Source organism: Flavobacterium ichthyis (assembly GCF_009915155.1).
Lineage (GTDB): Bacteria > Bacteroidota > Bacteroidia > Flavobacteriales > Flavobacteriaceae > Flavobacterium > Flavobacterium ichthyis.
The window spans coordinates 1-18,458 of the sequence record NZ_JAABLM010000004.1 but is presented as its reverse complement, the minus strand read 5'-3'; the positions used below and the strand labels follow the sequence as shown (position 1 = coordinate 18,458).

General features: G+C 35.0%; 16 protein-coding genes and 1 tRNA gene. 11 read left to right on the top strand and 6 right to left on the bottom strand.

Going from position 1 to position 18,458, the window contains the following annotated elements; all coding sequences use genetic code 11:
• Positions 1-47 precede the first annotated feature (47 nt).
• Entirely contained in the window at positions 48-2,684 is a 2,637-nt protein-coding gene (gene alaS / locus GV828_RS04095) for an alanine--tRNA ligase (protein ID WP_166536211.1), read from the bottom strand.
• 221 nt (positions 2,685-2,905) lie between these two features.
• Between alaS and GV828_RS04090 the strand changes: the two genes are divergently transcribed.
• From GV828_RS04090 to GV828_RS04075, 4 genes are all read left to right on the top strand, one after another.
• Positions 2,906-3,238 (top strand): MerR family transcriptional regulator, encoded by a 333-nt coding sequence (locus tag GV828_RS04090; RefSeq protein ID WP_166536210.1) that lies wholly within the window; start codon positions 2,906-2,908, stop codon positions 3,236-3,238.
• Between the two features lie 65 nt (positions 3,239-3,303).
• Positions 3,304-3,891 (top strand): LemA family protein, encoded by a 588-nt coding sequence (locus GV828_RS04085; protein WP_166536209.1) that lies wholly within the window; start codon positions 3,304-3,306, stop codon positions 3,889-3,891.
• A 43-nt stretch (positions 3,892-3,934) separates the two neighbouring features.
• Positions 3,935-4,372, top strand: coding sequence for a TPM domain-containing protein (locus tag GV828_RS04080; protein WP_166536208.1), 438 nt, complete (start codon positions 3,935-3,937; stop codon positions 4,370-4,372).
• Between the two features lie 2 nt (positions 4,373-4,374).
• Positions 4,375-5,163: a TPM domain-containing protein gene (locus tag GV828_RS04075; RefSeq protein WP_166536207.1), complete on the top strand. Its 789-nt coding sequence runs from the start codon at positions 4,375-4,377 to the stop codon at positions 5,161-5,163.
• Between the two features lie 272 nt (positions 5,164-5,435).
• Here GV828_RS04075 and GV828_RS04070 read toward each other — a convergent pair whose 3' ends face one another.
• Together GV828_RS04070 and der are read right to left on the bottom strand one after the other, a co-directional pair.
• On the bottom strand, positions 5,436-8,228 hold the full coding sequence (locus GV828_RS04070; protein ID WP_166536206.1) for an outer membrane beta-barrel protein: 2,793 nt from the start codon (positions 8,226-8,228) through the stop codon (positions 5,436-5,438).
• A 244-nt stretch (positions 8,229-8,472) separates the two neighbouring features.
• The gene (der, locus tag GV828_RS04065) at positions 8,473-9,783 is read right to left on the bottom strand and encodes a ribosome biogenesis GTPase Der (protein WP_166536205.1); all 1,311 of its coding nucleotides are present in this window, start codon (positions 9,781-9,783) and stop codon (positions 8,473-8,475) included.
• 185 nt (positions 9,784-9,968) lie between these two features.
• On the opposite strand from der, the gene GV828_RS04060 reads away from it, so the two are divergent.
• Positions 9,969-10,439, top strand: coding sequence for a hypothetical protein (locus tag GV828_RS04060; RefSeq protein WP_166536204.1), 471 nt, complete (start codon positions 9,969-9,971; stop codon positions 10,437-10,439).
• Here the strand turns inward: GV828_RS04060 and era are convergent, their stop codons facing one another.
• On the bottom strand, positions 10,440-11,324 hold the full coding sequence (gene era / locus GV828_RS04055) for a GTPase Era (protein ID WP_166536203.1): 885 nt from the start codon (positions 11,322-11,324) through the stop codon (positions 10,440-10,442). It abuts the gene before it with no gap.
• A gap of 117 nt (positions 11,325-11,441) precedes the next feature.
• On the opposite strand from era, the gene GV828_RS04050 reads away from it, so the two are divergent.
• The 5 genes from GV828_RS04050 (at position 11,442) to GV828_RS04030 (ending at position 14,825) form a co-directional block, all read left to right on the top strand.
• Positions 11,442-11,514 (top strand) — tRNA-Met (locus GV828_RS04050).
• 279 nt (positions 11,515-11,793) lie between these two features.
• The gene (locus GV828_RS04045) at positions 11,794-12,003 is read left to right on the top strand and encodes a helix-turn-helix domain-containing protein (protein WP_166536202.1); all 210 of its coding nucleotides are present in this window, start codon (positions 11,794-11,796) and stop codon (positions 12,001-12,003) included.
• Between the two features lie 3 nt (positions 12,004-12,006).
• Entirely contained in the window at positions 12,007-13,119 is a 1,113-nt protein-coding gene (locus GV828_RS04040) for a DNA cytosine methyltransferase (protein WP_166536201.1), read from the top strand.
• Positions 13,070-13,663 (top strand): ATP-binding protein, encoded by a 594-nt coding sequence (locus GV828_RS04035; RefSeq protein ID WP_166536200.1) that lies wholly within the window; start codon positions 13,070-13,072, stop codon positions 13,661-13,663. The genes GV828_RS04040 and GV828_RS04035 overlap by 50 nt, the downstream gene beginning before the upstream one ends.
• A gap of 271 nt (positions 13,664-13,934) precedes the next feature.
• The gene (locus GV828_RS04030; RefSeq protein ID WP_166536199.1) at positions 13,935-14,825 is read left to right on the top strand and encodes a mechanosensitive ion channel family protein; all 891 of its coding nucleotides are present in this window, start codon (positions 13,935-13,937) and stop codon (positions 14,823-14,825) included.
• 11 nt (positions 14,826-14,836) lie between these two features.
• Here the strand turns inward: GV828_RS04030 and GV828_RS04025 are convergent, their stop codons facing one another.
• Entirely contained in the window at positions 14,837-15,712 is an 876-nt protein-coding gene (locus GV828_RS04025; protein ID WP_166536198.1) for a cation diffusion facilitator family transporter, read from the bottom strand.
• 202 nt (positions 15,713-15,914) lie between these two features.
• On the opposite strand from GV828_RS04025, the gene GV828_RS04020 reads away from it, so the two are divergent.
• Positions 15,915-18,011 (top strand): glycoside hydrolase family 97 protein, encoded by a 2,097-nt coding sequence (locus tag GV828_RS04020; protein ID WP_166536197.1) that lies wholly within the window; start codon positions 15,915-15,917, stop codon positions 18,009-18,011.
• Between the two features lie 26 nt (positions 18,012-18,037).
• Here the strand turns inward: GV828_RS04020 and GV828_RS04015 are convergent, their stop codons facing one another.
• Entirely contained in the window at positions 18,038-18,223 is a 186-nt protein-coding gene (locus GV828_RS04015) for a hypothetical protein (RefSeq protein ID WP_166536196.1), read from the bottom strand.
• Between the last annotated feature and the right edge of the window lie 235 nt (positions 18,224-18,458).

Here is an 18,458-nt window from a genome sequence, read left to right as displayed (position 1 = left end):
CCACAACGGCGAAGTTGTGGTTTTCAATTTCAAATTATTATTTTTTTTTACAAAATAAAATTTTTCGCGTTTTGTAATGCTTCCTCAATTCCGGCAACATTTTTACCTCCAGCTGTGGCAAAAAACGGTTGTCCTCCTCCTCCTCCTTGGATAAATTTACCTAATTCCCGAACGATTTGTCCGGCATTTAGATTTTTTTCAGCCACTAATTCTTTTGAAACATAACAAGTTAACATCGGTTTATTGTCTTCGGCGGTAGCCAAAACTAAAAATAAATTTTTACCCAAGTTCCCCAGTTCATAAGCTAAATCTTTGGCTCCTTCTGCGTTTAAATCTACTTGTTTTGCCAAAAATTTCACACCGTTAATCTCCTGAATTTCAGCAATTAATTCAGCTTTTAAATTTTTAGCTTTGTCTTTCAGTAAAGCTTCTACTTGTTTTTTCAACTTGGCATTTTCGTCTTGCAAAGAATTTACAGCTTTAATCGCATCTTGCGGATTTTTCAACGCTTTTTTAATATCTTTCAGCATTGATTCTTGATTGGCAAAATAATCTTTTACTCCTTGATTGGTAATGGCTTCAATCCTACGAATACCAGCTGCAACAGCACTTTCAGATGTAATTTTAAAATGCCAAATATCAGCGGTATTATTTACGTGAATTCCACCGCAAAGTTCCATACTTTCGCCAAATTTTATTGCTCTCACATTGTCACCGTATTTTTCACCAAATAATGCCATTGCTCCTTCTTCTATTGCTTGCGCAAAAGGAATTTCGCGGCGTTCAACGAGTGGCAACTGCTCCGTAATTCTATCATTTACAAAATTTTCTATGAGTTCCAGTTCTTCATCCGTAACTTTAGAAAAATGCGAAAAATCGAAACGCAAATAATTTGGCGCTACTAATGAACCTTTTTGTTCCACGTGTGTTCCTAAAATGTGGCGCAACCCTTGATGTAACAAATGTGTTGCCGAGTGATTTGCCGCAGATTCGCCCCGTAATTTTGTATTGACCAATGCCATAAATTTTCCTTCAGGATTTTCGGGTAATTCTTTGGTTAAATGCAAAATCAAATTATTTTCTTTCTTGGTATCGAGAATTTCAATGGCTTGGTTTGGTGTCATCAATTTTCCTTTATCTCCTACCTGACCGCCACCTTCCGGATAAAAAGGTGTGGCATCTAAAACAATTTGGTATAATTTTCCGTCTTTTTTAGAATCAATTTTGCGGTAACGTGTGATTTTTACTTCTTTTTCCACTTCGTCATAACCCACAAAAGTTTCCACATTTCCGCCGACTAAAATTGTCCAATCTTCAGTTGAAGTTTCAGAAGCTGCACGCGAACGGTCTTTTTGTTTTTGCAATTCAGCTTCAAATTCAACTTCGTTGTAAGACATTCCTTTTTCTTTTAAAATCAAAGCTGTCAAATCTTTTGGAAAACCAAATGTATCGTATAATTCAAATGCTTTTGCACCCGAAACTTCGCTGGTTTCGGTATCTTTTACCACATTTTCCAACAATTGCAAACCTTGGTCTAAAGTTCTTAAAAACGATGCTTCTTCCTCTCGAATTACATTGGTTACCAACGTTTGTTGCGATTTAATTTCCGGGAAAAATTCGCCCATTTGTTCGGCTAAAACCGCCACCAGTTTGTAAATAAACGGCTCTTTTGTATCCAAAAATGTAAAACCATAACGAATGGCACGACGCAAAATTCTTCTGATTACATAACCTGCTCCCGTATTTGAAGGCAATTGACCATCGGCAATAGCGAAAGCAACCGCACGAACGTGATCGACAATAACACGTATCGCAATATTCGTTTTATTTTGCTCCTCACCAATATTTTTAACTTCGTTAGGGGTGTATTTTTTTCCGGTAATTTTTTCAACTTCGGCAATTAACGGCGTGAAAACATCAGTATCGTAATTAGACGTCACACCTTGCAAAGCCATGCAAAGACGCTCAAAACCCATTCCGGTATCCACGTGTTTGGCTGGTAATTTTTCAAGCGAACCGTCGGCTTTACGGTTAAATTCCATAAATACGTTGTTCCAAATTTCCACCACTTGCGGATGATCATTATTCACCAAACTTTTACCGGAAACTTTGGACTTTTCGTCCTCACTTCTTAAATCTATGTGAATTTCTGAGCAAGGTCCACAAGGTCCTTGGTCGCCCATTTCCCAAAAATTATCTTTTTTATTTCCCAAAATAATTCGGTCTTCGGGAATCAAATTTTTCCAAATATCCCACGCTTCTTGGTCAAACGGAACATTTTCGGCTGGATTTCCTTCAAAAACCGAAACGTAAAGATTTTCTTTTGGGATTTTATAAATTTCCGTCAGCAATTCCCAAGCCCAATTGATAGCTTCTTTTTTAAAATAATCGCCAAAACTCCAGTTCCCTAACATCTCGAACATGGTGTGATGGTAGGTATCAAACCCAACATCTTCCAAATCATTGTGTTTTCCGGAAACGCGAAGACATTTTTGCGTATCGGCAATGCGGCTGCTTTTTGGCGTGGCGTTCCCCAAAAAGAATTCTTTGAATTGTGCCATTCCTGAGTTGTTGAACATTAACGTGGGATCATTTTTCAACACAATTGGAGCTGAAGGTACAATGAGATGTTGTTTGCTTTCGAAAAATTGAAGAAATTGCTTTCTGATGTCTTGTGCTTTCATTATTTTATTTTGATGACAGGCTGTTTTTTATATTTTTTAGAAAAAAAGCTGAAATTTTTAAATTGATGCATTTTTTAACCTGCAAAAATAGCATATTTATCAATATTTTGAATTGAAAAATAAAGCAAACCAACTAATTCTAAAAGATTTGAACAATCCGCTGTGTTGATTAAACGAATTTCTTAAATTAGCAGAACGAAAATTCAATCATCAATATTTAAATGCATTTAGATTTACCTCAAGAAAAAAGATATTTCAGTATTGGCGAATTAGCCAAAGCGTTTGATGTAAATGCTTCGCTGATAAGGTTTTGGGATAAAGAATTTGACATCATCAAACCTAAAAAAAACGCCAAAGGAAACCGCATGTTTACGCACGAAGATGTAAAAAATTTGCAGCTCATTTATCATTTGGTGAAAGAACGCGGTTTTACACTTGATGGCGCAAAAACACATTTAAAAGAAGGTCAGAAAAAAACGCTGGACAAATTTGAAATTGTAGCCAAACTTGAAGCCATCAAAGCACAATTAAAAGAAATTAAAAACGAATTGTAAAAAAAATATGGCAAAATTTTTGCTGTAAAATCAATCAATAATTTAAACACAAAAACAAAACAAACATGAGAAAATGGTTAATCCCTGTAGGAATTATTATTGCACTGGTGGTAATAATCGGATTTTGGGTAGTTGGAATTAAAAATACCGCTTTAAAACACAATCAGGCTGTTGGAAAAGAATGGGGAAATGTAGAAACTGCTTACCAACGCAGAAATGATTTAATTGGAAATTTGGTAAATACCGTAAAAGGTGCGGCAGATTTCGAAAAAGGAACTTTAACGGCTGTGGTTGAAGCCAGAGCCAAAGCAACTTCGGTAACAATTGATCCGGCAAATGTAACTCCAGAACAAATGGCACAATTTCAACAAGCGCAATCTAATGTTTCTTCGAGTTTATCAAGATTATTGGTTTCTGTGGAAGCGTATCCACAATTGCGTGCCAACGAAAATTTCTTGAAATTACAAGACGAATTAGCAAGTACAGAAAACCAAATTTTAACCGCAAGAACACGTTTTAACGAACAAGTTCAGGTATATAATGGTTATGTTTTGACTATTCCTAACAGTTGGTTTTTAAGCGGAAGTTATCCTGAGAAACCATACTTTAAATCGGTTGAAGGAGCTGATAAACCTGTAGAAGTAAAATTCTAATAGACCCTTAACCCCAAAAGGGGAATCATAAAAAAATAATTATATGTCTAAAGTTGAAGATTTCCTAAAACCTGAAGAAGAGGCCGAAATTGTTAGCGCAATTGCTCAAGCCGAAAGAAATACTTCGGGTGAAATTAGGGTTCATATAGAAGACCATACCGAAAAACCTCCGCTCGAAAGAGCTCAGGAGGTTTTTCATTATTTGGGCATGAACCAAACCGCACTTAAAAACGGCGTTTTATTCTACGTTGGCGTGACAGACCATACTTTTGCCATTATTGGCGATGAAGGAATTAACAAAGTCGTAGAAGCAGATTTTTGGGATTGTACTAAAGATGTGGTGATTGATGCTTTTAAAACCGGGAAATTCAAAGAAGGTTTGGTGGCCGGAATTCTTCGTGCAGGCGAAAGATTACAACAATATTTCCCTTTTTCTGACAAAGATAAGGATGAATTGTCTAACGAAATTTCTAAAGGATAAGGATGACTTACAAAAAAATTTACAGCTTTTTTATTTTACTTTTTTTTGCGAATGTCGCCTCATTTGCACAATTTGAAATTCCTCCTATCCCGAAGGTTCAAACTAGTGTTTACGATTATGCTGCAATTTTAGATAACCAACAAAGAGTGGCGCTGGAAGAAAAATTAGTTCGCTATTCTGATTCCACTACCACACAAATTGTGGTGATTACCATTGAAAGTTTAAAAGGAGAAGACATTGGAATTTTAACTCCAGCTTGGGGACAAAAATGGGGAATTGGAGGAAGTCAAGAAAATGACAACGGCGTGATTGTGCTTTTAGCAGAAAAAGAAAGAAAAATTTGGATTTCGGCAGGTTATGGAGTTGAAGACAGGCTTTCCGCCGGAATTATTGGGCAATTAACCCGTAACGTCATTATTCCGGAATTTAAAAACGGTGATTATTATGCCGGACTCGACAAAGGAACAGATGCTATTTTTGATGTTTTAAAAGGAAAATATAAAGGCAAACGCAAAGCGGATAATCAAGTTGGTTCTGCCATTGGTGGCATTATTTTTTTTATCATCTTGTTTGTCATTTTAATCATCATCATTTCTCGGAATAAAAATAACCGCAATGGTGGTAATCGTGGTGGTGGCATTGACTTGGCCGATATCATTATTTTAAGCAGCTTGGGAAGAAATTCCGGAGGTGGCGGTTTTGGTGGTTTTGGCGGAAGTTCTGGTGGTGGTTTTGGTGGTGGTTTTGGTGGCGGTGGATTTAGTGGTGGTGGAGCTGGTGGAAGTTGGTAAATTTCTTTTTTTTGAAAAAAGATTTCACTTTTCTCGTATAACTTTTTAACGCTACTATTGGTTACGGACGATTACTGAAAACGAAAATGGTTTTTCTGTTAGCCCTGATACAAAAATTTGTTTGAGCTCATAAACCTGCCATTAAAAGCAGGTTTAAAGCGAGTTTTTGTAGCAGGAAAATGGATAACTAAAATGCCCAAGCGATTCGCTCCAAATAAAAAATAAATACAAAAAAAAACGGCTGAGAAATATTTTCTTCAGCCGTTTTTTATTTAAGGTTCGAAGCGGTTTCTTTCTTTTTTACCTCCAAATTTTTCGATTTTATAGGTTAGGGAAAACATGGCGTAACGCTTTAATACTGTGTTTTCAACGTCCCGAATACTTTCGGGGCTGATGTATCGTACGGCACTTTGGTTTTGGTTTAACATGTCATAGACTTTTATTTTAAACAATAATTTGTCTTCGAAAAAATTATAGCCTAAACTGGTGTTCCACAGAAAGAAATCTTTACGGAAACCGTCGGAAATGTTAGAATTATAGGTATAACCAAAGTCGTTACCAAAGACTACGTGTTTTGGCCAATAACTGGTGGTTTGGAACTTGATGTTGTGTAAAAAATTTGAGGCTTTATCAACGCTGTAATTTGTATAATTACTGGCGTCAAAGGTGTAAGTGTAACTTGGTGAAATCGTCAATATTTCACCTAAATCCCATCCTAAATTAATGGTTGGACTAATGTTGTAACCTTTTGCGGTGTATAATAAATTATTGGTCAAACCTTTATCATAATTTACATTTAAGTTTAATTCAGCTCCAAAACGGAAAGTATTTTCTTCTTTTTTGATGGTTTTATTCCAAGAAATTCCGCCATAACCATAATAGGTATTTTCAACATTCTCGTAAGTGGTTCGGTTGATTAAATCAGTAACATCAAAAACTCTAGAGGTAACGATGGCCCGTTCGTTAAACGAAAATCCGAAATAAGAGTAAAATCCGGAACGAGAAGCATAATCGTAATTGTTAAAATTCAAGTGAAAATTATGCGTTTTAGTAGGTTCTAAATTTACATTACCAACTCTTTGAAATAATGGATTGGTTAAATCTGTTACAGGAAGGATTTGCATGGCTGTTGGCATTCGAACATCAAAATCATAATAAAAATAGAGTGATTTAGATTTAGACATTCGGTAACTTAACCAAGCATTTGCCGAAGGATATATGTATTTTTTATTGATTTTACTTTCGGTGCCATCGAAAAGCGAACCGTTATCAAAGTGTGTTACTTCAGTTCCTAATTGAATTCCTCCACTGATACTTTTTTTACGCAAATTAAGGGCAGCAGATGGATTAAAAGTTGTGGTTCTCGAATCCATTGAATAGGACAACAACGAATTGAAATCATCATAAGCTTCGCTGGTTTCGTTAAAATTAAAGGTGTTTTTATTCATTGAATAATCTTTCCATTCGTAAGCTGCTCGAACGGTGATGTTTAATGAATCCTTGAGTGGTTCGCTATAACCTAATCGCACGTAATAGCGATCATCCCGGATACCGTCTTGTTCTTTTTGTCTCCTGATATCTTCAGTGCGTTCTGGATCTTGAAAGAAAAAAGTTTCGGAATTGGTTACGTTGTCGATGTCAGAATTTTTGTTTGAATGATTAAAAGCAATGCCTAGACTTCTGCCTTTTTTCTTGAATCTTCGGTTGAGATATAAATCATTTTCAAATGTTGAATTAATAGTATTGTTAAAATTTTCACTATCACTCTCATTCACTAAGCCAATATTATTTAAAGACGATTGTTGTGAACGGCTTCTAAATTCGGAATTATTTTTTACGAATGATGGCGTAACATTTAAAGTGGTAAGCGAATCAATTTTATATTCAAATTCAAAGCTCATGTTGTGGCCGTCATTCCTATTTTCAGAAGAACCAACGCTTTCGGTAATAAAACTTGAATTGGTTCCATCAGCATTAGTTAAGAAACTTTCAGTTCGGCTTCTGGTATCATTTTCAGTAGTTGAATTTGTGAAAAAATAACTTGCGCTTGGGTCAAATTTTTTAAACCATTCATCAGAATAATTTAATCCAATCATATTAGAAGTGGTGATTCCTGAACCTCCTCCAAAATCAATTCCATTGATATTAAACGAGCCGTCTCCACGTGTATAAATTGATCGATTTCGGCCACCTCCCATAGAATCGAAAATTTCGTCCATGGAAAATCCGGTGGAATTTATATTATTAGAAGCGCCTAAAAAACTAAATTTTTGTTTGTCTTTAAAATAATTGAGCAAACCGCTGGCTTCGTATCGATCATCCGTTCCATAACCTCCTGTAAATTTCCCGAACAATCCTTTATTTTTGTCATCCTGAATGGTAAGATTGATGCTGGCTTTATCACCACTTGCTCCTTGACCAGTTTGCTTTTCTTCTTTTGTTTTTGTATCCGAAACTTGTACTTTATTGATTATTTCTGCAGGAAGATTTTTGATGGCAACTTGCCCGTCTTTGCCAAAAAAAGATTTTCCGTTGACTAAAATTTCATTTACTTCTTTTCCGTTAACTGTGATTTTTCCGTCTTTATTAATTTCTACTCCGGGAAGTTGTTTTAGCAAAGCCTCGACGTTAGAATCCGGTCGAACTTTAAAAGATGAAGCATTGAACTCTAACGTATCATTTTTAATCCGAACTGGAGGTGCTTCGCCCACAACTAAAACTTCTCCTAGCGTTGTTACATCATCCGAAATAAATATTTCCCCCATATCAATATCGCTTTCTAAACTTTCGTATCGTTTTTCGAAAACTTCGTAACCAATCATGGAAAGTTTTACGATGAAAGCTTGGGATTGTTTGCGAATAGGAATTGAAAAATTTCCGTTTTTGTCAGAAATTGTGTAATCAATCATTGAGGAATCCTGCTCTTTGGTCAAATAAACCGTTGCAGATTCAATAGGTGTTTTTACCTCTTTACTCATCACTTTTCCTTTGATGGTAAAATTTTGAGAATTTGCAGGAATAACAATAAGAAAAAATAAGAAAATCAGGGGGACAATTCGTTGCATGGGTTGAATAGGGTTATCGTTTGTAAGAAAATATAACTGCTAAATAATAAGATTAGTATGTAATTTTAAAATTTGTTACAATAGTTTTAACAAGAAAATACTTTTTTTTAAATCGAAAACGACTCACGTGCTCTTCTAAAAAATTGATAACCCGAAAAATTTAAAGATTGGTACGAAAACCAACCTATTAAATTAAATTGACTTTTGATCATAAAAAAAACGAGCTTTACGGCTCGTTTTTCGTTTATTTTTCTCTGATGTAAATATCAATTGGAACACCTTTTAAATCCCAGTTTTCCCGAATTTTATTTTCTAAAAAACGCTTATAAGGATCTTTCACGTACTGTGGCAAATTCGCAAAAAACACAAACTGTGGCGTAGGTGTTGGTAATTGCATGCAAAATTTAATTTTCACGTACTTTCCTTTCAATGCTGGTGGTGGATAATTTTCAATGATTTTCAACATGTGATCATTGAATTTTGAAGTAGGAATGCGTTGCTTTCTATTTTCAAAAACTTTTACGGTTTCTTCCAAAGCCTTCAATAATCTTTGCTTGGTTAACGCCGAAATAAAGATAATTGGCACATCCGTAAAAGGTGCAATTTCTTCTCTAATTTTTGCTTCGTACTGTTTGGCAGACATGGTGTCCTTTTCAACCAAATCCCATTTGTTTACCAAAATCACTACACCTTTTCGGTTTTTTTCGGCTAACCAAAAAATATTTTGATCTTGCCCTTCAAATCCTCGCGTGGCATCAATCATCAAAATACAAACATCAGCGTGCTCAATGGCTCTCACTGAACGCATAACCGAATAAAATTCTAAATCTTCTTTAACCTTTGCTTTTCTGCGAATTCCTGCGGTGTCAACCAGGTTGAATTCAAAACCAAAACGGTCAAATTTTGTATCGATGGCGTCACGAGTTGTTCCGGCAATATCAGTAACAATATACCTGTCTTTTCCAATTAACGCATTGATAAAGCTTGACTTTCCAGCATTAGGACGACCTACAACCGCAAAACGTGGCAACTCTTCTTCTTCTCCTGATGGCTCAGGTTTTTCTGGGAAAGCTTCTACCAAAGCATCGAGTAATTCACCTGTTCCACTTCCGGAAATTCCGGCAAAAGTGTAAAAATCACCCAAACCAAGATTGTAAAATTCTACAGCATCTTTTTCGCGCATGGCGTTGTCCACTTTGTTAACTGCCATAATCACAGGCTTTGTAACGCGACGCAACAATTTGGCAACGGTTTCATCCATTGGTGTTATACCTTCTTCTACATCTACCACAAAAATAATTACGTCAGCTTCGTCAATAGCTAATTCTACTTGTTTGCGGATTTCTCCCTCAAAAATATCATCCGAACCTTTTACATAACCTCCGGTATCAATTACAGAAAATTCTTTTCCGTTCCATTCGCTTTTCCCATAGTTTCTGTCGCGGGTTACTCCCGAAACCGAATCTACAATTGCTTCCCTCCTTTTAATCATTCGGTTGAAAAGTGTGGATTTACCCACATTTGGTCTCCCGACGATAGCAACAATGTTGTTCATAGCTTTTTTTCAAATATTGTGCAAAGGTAACATTTTTTTATTAAGACAATAGCGGTAAAAGTGTGTGGATAAACAGAAATTAAACTTTCAAATATTGTTTAACGGAAATTTAGCACATGCCAAGAAAATAAAAATTTAAATTTACAGTTAAAGCTATCGAGATGGATTTTGAAAAAAATATAAAATTGAGACCTAAATTCAGCCGATTTTCGCCCAAAAAAATTCAGGACATTCTGGGGAACTACCACGATTTAAAATCTGATGAGAATATCAATTTTAAATTTAGCGAGGCAGGGAATCATATTTGGCTGGGAATTGGCGCTCTCAAACGTGAATTTTGGTCGCCAACTCTTCATCTCGAACTTGATGCTACAAAAGACGGACAAACTTTTGTAAAAGGAACATTTGGTCCTAATCCACTTTTATGGGTAACTTTTGTCGGATTACATTTTATTTTAGGAATTCTTTTTATTCTTTTTGGCGTTATTGCATATTCAAAACACTCAGTTGGCGCGTCAATAAAATTTGATATGGTCGTGATGTTTGCTATTGCAAATGGATTGTTATTGCTTAATGCAATTGCTATTTTAAACAGAAAAAAAGGAGCTCAGCAAATGCGTGAACTCCTCAATGTTGCCCAAAAAATTATTGATTAATTATTTGTTGTTGTAACCAAATCTTCTCAACTGAAAAGCATTGCTTCGCCAGTCTTTATTTACTTTTACGAACATTTCGATGTGAACTTGCTTACCAAAAAATTTCTCCATTTCTTCCCTCGCCTGAACACCAACTCGTTTAATCGCCGAACCTTTATGCCCAATGATAATCCCCTTTTGCGTGTCTCTTTCCACCATAATCACCGCTTTGATTCTGATAATATTTTCGTCCTCTAAAAATTCTTCGGTTTCAATTTCTACCGCATATGGAATTTCTTTGTCGTAATTCAGCAAAATTTTCTCACGGATGATTTCGTTTACAAAAAAACGTTCGGGCTTGTCTGTTAGAGCATCTTTTGGATAAAACGGTGGCGATTGTGGTAAAAGTTCAACGATTTTTGCAAAAACTTCAGGTACGCCAAAATTTTCTAATGCCGAAATTGGGAAAATCTGTGCATTGGGTACTTTTGCGGTCCAAAGGGCTATTTGCTCGTCTAAAACTTCCTGATTTGATTTATCAATTTTATTCAACAATAATAAAACCGGAATTTTTGCATGAATAATTTTATTGAAAAATGCCTCGTCTTTTAATTCTTTTTCACCGGTTTCTACCATATAAATCAAAACATCGGCATCTTCAAAAGCAGATTTTACGAAATCCATCATCGATTCCTGCAACTCATATGCAGGCTTAATGATTCCCGGAGTGTCGGAAAAAACTACTTGAAAATCTTTACCATTAACAATCCCAAGGATTCTATGACGTGTTGTTTGTGCTTTAGATGTGATGATAGAAAGTCGTTCCCCAACGAATGCATTCATTAAGGTCGATTTTCCTACGTTTGGATTTCCGATGATATTAACGAAACCTGCTTTATGTGACATGAAAAATATTTTATGATGCAAAGGTAGTCATATCAGCCCAATAGCGAAAATAAAAGATTTTTTTCGTAAAAACGTTTGCAGAAACGAATAATGGTTGTATATTTGCACTCGAAACATCGCGGGATAGAGCAGTAGGCAGCTCGTCGGGCTCATAACCCGAAGGTCACAGGTTCGAGTCCTGTTCCCGCTACAAAGAAAATCCGTAACAAACTTATAATAAAGTAGTTACGGGTTTTTTGTTTTAAAAATTCCCGAGAGATTCCCAATTTCTTATTTAAGTACAATAATCCTTATTACTTCTTTGATATTCATTATTGGGTAGTTGAGTAAATTAATGAAATAATTACAGTTAGTTTTTTTATTTTAAGATTAATCTTTCAAATCAATGATATTTTTTTAATTGCAACTTTTAAATTACATTTGTAACTTCATAATAATATAAATGAAGTTCTATTCTTAAATTTTTACTATGAAAATATCAGGCAAAAATATTGGAGAAATGTTGAAAGAAGCCAGAGAGCAGAAATGTTTAACCCAAGAACAGTTAGCTCAAAAAGTTGGTAAAAAGAGGAGTTATATCTCTAAGATAGAGGGAGAAAACGGAAATAACATTAAAGTTCAAACATTAATAGAAGTTGTCGAAAAAGGACTTGGTGGAAAAATTGAGATAAATTTTTAATTTATGAGATTTAATGCAATAGATATTTTTAGTGGTGCTGGAGGTATGAGTTTAGGAGCGATTATGGCAGGAATAGAAATTGATATTGCTGTTGAAAACAATCAATCTGCGGCTAATACTTTTAAAGCCAATCATCCAGAAACAGACGTTATATGTGATGATATAAAAAAAGTTAATAGTACTCTTTTAAGCACTAAAAAGGATTATTTTGCTCTGTTTGGGGGTCCGCCGTGTCAGGGTTTTTCTATATCTAATACGAAAACACGAAATGAGGATAATTCTAACAATAGCCTTTTTAATGAATTTATTAGACTTGTTGATGAGTTAAAGCCGACTTGGTTTGTCTTTGAGAATGTTGAGGGTATAGTGTCTTTCGGAAAAGGAAAAGTTTTATCAGAATTAAGGGAGCGATTTAAAGAGTTAGGATATAAAATCAATGACGGAGTATTACTTGCTTCCGATTATGGAGTTCCTCAAAAGAGAAATAGGTTTTTTATGGTTGGTAATATGTTAGATGTTGATTTTACATTCCCTGAAAAACATAAAAAAAAGGTAAACATCAAGCAAGCCATTAGTGATTTACCATCTCTACAAAATGGTACTTTAACAGATGAATTACCATATAAAAAAGGTGGCGTTAGTGAATATGCTAAATTAATGAGAGAAAACTCGAAAATAGCTACTCAAAATTATGTGTCAAGAAATAAGGATTATGTAATTGAGCGTTATAGGTATATTGGTGTTGGAGAAAATTGGCAATCAATACCTCCTGAACTAATGACCAATTACAGTAATATATCGAATTGTCATAGCGGTATTTATAGGAGATTACATCCAGAACAACCATCTGTGGTAATAGCAAATTACAGAAAGAATATGCTAATACATCCTTTTGAAAATAGAGGATTATCAGTAAGAGAAGCAGCACGAATACAAAGTTTTCCAGATGACTTTGTTTTCAAGGGGACATTGTCAGAGCAACAGCAACAAATAGGAAATGCCGTTCCACCTTTATTGGCAAAAGCAATATTTGACCAGATAATTAAATTAACTAAAGAAAAGTTGAATGAGCAAACCAAATCAAACTCAAATAAATTACCTGAACTTCAATTTTGACGTTAGTTCTTATCGGCTTTTAGGTAGAGAACTTATAACTGACAGGATTACTGCATTATTTGAAATAGTAAAGAATTCATATGATGCTAATGCAGACAGAGTTGAAGTAGAGTTTACAGATGTTAATCCGAGAAGTAAAAAATCAAAAATTATCATAAAAGATGATGGTTTGGGAATGGAGTTAAATGACCTCAAAAACAAATGGATGGTCATAGGAACAAGTAGCAAAAGAAGAGAGAGGACATCTCCAGAACCTTATAATAGAAAAGTTGTAGGTAAAAAAGGTATTGGACGATTTGCAGTTGATTTATTAGGTTCTAAACTTACTTTAAAAACAAAAAAGAAAGGAGAAAAACAATGGATTTTTCTTGAAACAGACTGGTCTCAATATTCTGATTTAGAAGCAAGACAACTAACGCTTCCATTTGAAGAAGACAGAGAATATTTTACAGATATAAAAAATAAATATTGGTTTGAAGATGCTAATGAAAATGAGCAAGGAACGATTTTAGAAATAGAAAGTATAAATGATAATTTGTTATGACAGACGTAATGAGTTATGAATATCTTATATAATATATTTGCCAAATCAACAGCCTCATACTCATTTTTTGAGATGAAAATTTTATAGTTTGCTTCTTTTGGATTTGAAGTATAAAACACTTTTTGAGAATGAGATTTAAACCCAATTAAAAGAAATATTCAGAAAAATCTGGAGCTTTTTTTTTGGATTTAAAAAAAAAATTGCCGTTTTATTTTGCCGAAATTTTTCGTAACTTATCACCTTTCAATAAGCTTAAAAAAAAATTATACGCATGGATTTCGAAAAAATGTACGATTTAATCTCTGAAAAATTAATCAATTGGGCAGATGATTTCATCAGAATGTTACCCAACATCGCTTTGGCAGCCACGGTTTTAGTTTTGGGACTTTTCCTTTCAAAAATTTTAAAAAACTTCATCGCCAAATTATTATCGAAAGTTTCGCCTAATCCAACACTTACCAACTTATTCACCTCAATTGTTCATTTTACCTTAATCGGAATTTCGTTTTTCATTGCGTTAAGCATTTTAAAACTAGACAAAGCCGTAACATCAATTCTTGCGGGTGCTGGAATAATTGGATTAGCATTGGCATTTGCGTTCCAAGATATTGCCGCTAATTTTATCTCAGGGATTTTTATTTCTTTTAGAAGACCAATTGCAATTGGTCAAATTGTAAAAATTAGTGATTACATGGGAAAAGTCATTGAAATAAACTTACGTGACACGGTATTAATGACGTTTCAAGGACAAATGGTGATTATCCCGAATAAAAATGTTTTTCAAAATCCTATCGAAAATTATTCGATGTTGGGAAAACGGCGGTTTGATTTAAGTGTGGGAGTTTCTTACGGAGAAGATTTAGAACGCGTTCAACAAATTACATTAGATGCATTGAAAAATATGGAAGGCTTGTCAGACATTGACGAAACCTCTATGTTTTATACCGAATTTGGTGATAGTTCCATAAATTATACCGTTAGAATATGGATTAACACACCCGAACAACCCTCTTATTTAGCAATTGGAAATAAAGCCATTATTGCTATTAAAAAAGCGTATGATGCAAACGGCATTTCGATTCCATTCCCGATTCGCACATTAGATTTCGGAATCAAAGGCGGAAAATCTTTAGACGAAATTAAACTAAATATACCCAGATAAAAAAATTTTAATCAATAAACATCTGGTTCAACATGTACCAAAACGTGACCCAATTCTGGCAGTTTTAATCGCAAGTGATCCTCGAGTTTATGTGCCAACCAATGCCCATCTTTCACCGAAATTTTTCCGTTTACAATAGCATGAAGTTCTACATGATAATTCATGCCGGCCTTGCGTATAAAACATTTTTCTGTATCTAAAATCCCGTCCACTTCTAACGCAATCCTGCGTATTTCATGGATTAAATCGTCATAGAGGTGTTCGTCCATAATTTCGCTTAAAGCAGGCCGAAAAATTTTATAACAATTAAATAAAATAAACCCAGATGCTAACAATGCTGCCCAATCATCTGCAGCTTCATATCCTTTTCCAAAAAAGACCGCAATGCTTATTCCTATGAATGCAGCAACTGATGTAATTGCATCACTCCGGTGATGCCAAGCATCTGCTTTTAAAGAGCTACTATTGATTTCTTTACTTTTTTTGATAACAATTCTGTAAGAAATCTCTTTCCATAAAATAATTATCCCCAGTACAATTAAAGTCCAAACTTCCGGCGGATCATGTGGTGTTTTAATATTTAAAATACTTTCATACGCAATAATTGTAGCCGAAACAATTAAAAATCCCACTACCAAAAAGGTCATTAACGGCTCTACTCTTCCATGACCGTACGGATGATTGTCATCTGCAGGACGGCTGGCGTATTTTATTCCAAATAACACTAAAAAGGAAGAAAAAATATCCGAAGTAGATTCAATTGCGTCAGCGATTAAAGCATAAGAATTTCCAAAAACGCCCGAAAAATATTTTATTAAAGCCAATAATGTGTTGCCAATTATACTAAACCAAGCGGTTTTTGCTGCTTTTTGATGTGCGTTCGTCACTTCTTTTTTTACAAAGATATTACTTATGATTAAGTTGGGAAAAAATCTTCCGGTTGAATTTTAGTTTGGAAATATTTTTCAACAAAATTATTTACTATAACGTTGTAATACATCTGATTTTATAAATCTAAACAAAAACACAGGCAAAAAACTGATGATTTTTTTACTTTTACGGGAAACTAATGCAAATCTTTTAATATATATGAAAACTACTTTCAGTTTGATTTTGCTATTGATTGGCTTTTCAATTCAGGCACAAGAAATTACTTCGCCCGATAAAAATTTAAAGCTAACCTTCAGCCTTGACACTAAAGGAACACCTATTTATCAATTAAATTTCAAAAATAAAGCGGTTATTAAACCCAGCAAATTGGGAATTGAAACCAAAGACGTCCCCTCTTTTCTTGACGGATTTTCAGTAGAAAAAACCAGTACCACTACATTTGACGAAACTTGGGAACCAGTTTGGGGTGAGCAAAAAACCATCAGAAATCATTATACAGAATTGTTAGTAGTGCTTTCGCAAAAAGCAGAAAAAAACAGAAAAATCAACATCCGATTCCGACTTTTTAACGATGGTTTAGGTTTTAGATACGAATTTCCCGAGCAAGTAAACCTAACCTATTTTGTAATTAAAGAAGAAAAAACGCAATTTGCTTTAAATGGCGACCACAAAGCGTTTTGGCTTCCAGGGGATTTTGACACGCAAGAATACAGCACGGTTACTTCAAATTTATCAGAAGTGAGAGGAAAAATGAAAGAAGCCGTGACGCCAAATGCTTCACAATACCCGTTTTCAGATACAGGATTGCAAACGCCTCTGATGCTCAAAAGCAAGGATGGCTTGTACATCAATATTCACGAAGCAGCTTTGGTTGATTATTCTGCCATGCATTTGGAACTAGACGATAAAAATTTTATTTTAAATTCTTATTTGACTCCTGACGCTATAGGCAATAAAGGTTATATGCAAGCGTCCACACAAACGCCTTGGAGAACCATTGTAGTAAGCGACAAAGCAGCTGATATTTTGGCTTCGAAATTAATTTTAAATTTAAACGAACCTACGAAATACAAAGATGTCTCTTGGATTAAACCTGTAAAATATGTTGGCGTTTGGTGGGAAATGATTACCGGAAAAAGTTCTTGGGCTTACAATGATTTGACCAGTGTAAAATTAGGCGAATTGGATTATTCCAAAACAAAACCAAACGGCAAACATGCAGCCAATACTGCTCATGTAAAAGAGTATATTGACTTTGCATCGAAGCATGGATTTGACGCCGTTTTGGTTGAAGGTTGGAATGAAGGTTGGGAAGATTGGTTCGGAAAATCTAAAGATTATGTATTTGATTTTGTAACTCCTTATCCTGATTTTGACGTAAAAGAATTACATCGTTATGCAGCTTCAAAAGGTGTAAAAATGATGATGCATCACGAAACTTCTGGTTCCATCCGAAATTACGAACGCCATATGGATCAGGCTTATCAATTTATGGTAGATAATGGTTATAATTCGGTTAAAAGTGGTTATGTAGGCGATATCATTCCAAGAGGCGAATTCCATTATGGTCAATGGGCTAATAACCATTATTTGTATGCAATTACAAAAGCAGCGGAGTATAAAATTATGGTGAATGCTCATGAAGCGGTTCGCCCCACAGGATTGAGCAGAACCTATCCAAATTTAATCGGAAACGAATCCGCTCGCGGAACAGAATACGAATCATTTGGTGGCAACAATCCTGACCATACTACTATTTTACCTTTCACAAGACTTATGGGAGGTCCGATGGATTATACGCCAGGAATTTTCCAAACCAAAGTTAGCGCTTACAACCCGGATAATAATTCAATTGTAAACACTACATTAGCAAAGCAATTAGCACTTTACGTTACGATGTACTCCCCTTTGCAAATGGCGGCTGATTTACCGGAAACCTACAACAAACATTTGGACGCTTTCCAGTTCATTAAAGATGTGGCAATCGATTGGGATGATACCTATATTTTGGAAGCAGAACCTGGAGATTTTATCACCATCGCTAGAAAAGCAAAAGATAAAAACGAATGGTTTGTGGGTGGTATCACGGATGAAAATTCAAGAACTGCTACTGTGGATTTTAGCTTTTTGCCGAAAGGAAAAACGTTTGAAGCCATTGTTTACGCTGATGGAAAAAACGCACATTACCAAACTAATCCGCAATCATACCAAATTAAAAAAATCAAAGTTACTTCTAAAACAAAACTCAATCAACAAATGGCGCCAAGTGGCGGATTTGCAATTAGTATCAAATAATTTAAGGCTCCCAAAAGGAGCCTTTTTTATTGCTTTTTGTCCGTTGATTTTCTTTCATCCTCGTGGTGAAACTTCGAAACCGTTTCCACAAAATCCTCTTTGCTACTCTTTCTAAACGCCTCGTCGTTCAACTTATATTGCTCAATTAGCGCTTCACTTTCCTTTTCACTTGCTGATTTCTCACGCAAATTTTTATCTTCTAAATGTTTCATAATGATTGATTTTACACCAAATTTACGCATAAAACCCAACCCACCTTTTACATCAATCAAATTAAAAATTACAGCAATCATTTGGGCAGCGGTCGCGCTTTCCGTTATAAGTCCTCGGCAGAAAAAACTTTTTTTGTAGCCCAAAAAACGAGCTTCCGCTGGTCGCTGTTTTTTCCGGGCACAAAAAATAGTTTTTCTGCCTCCGGGCTTTCCACTTCAATCGCTGCTGCAACGA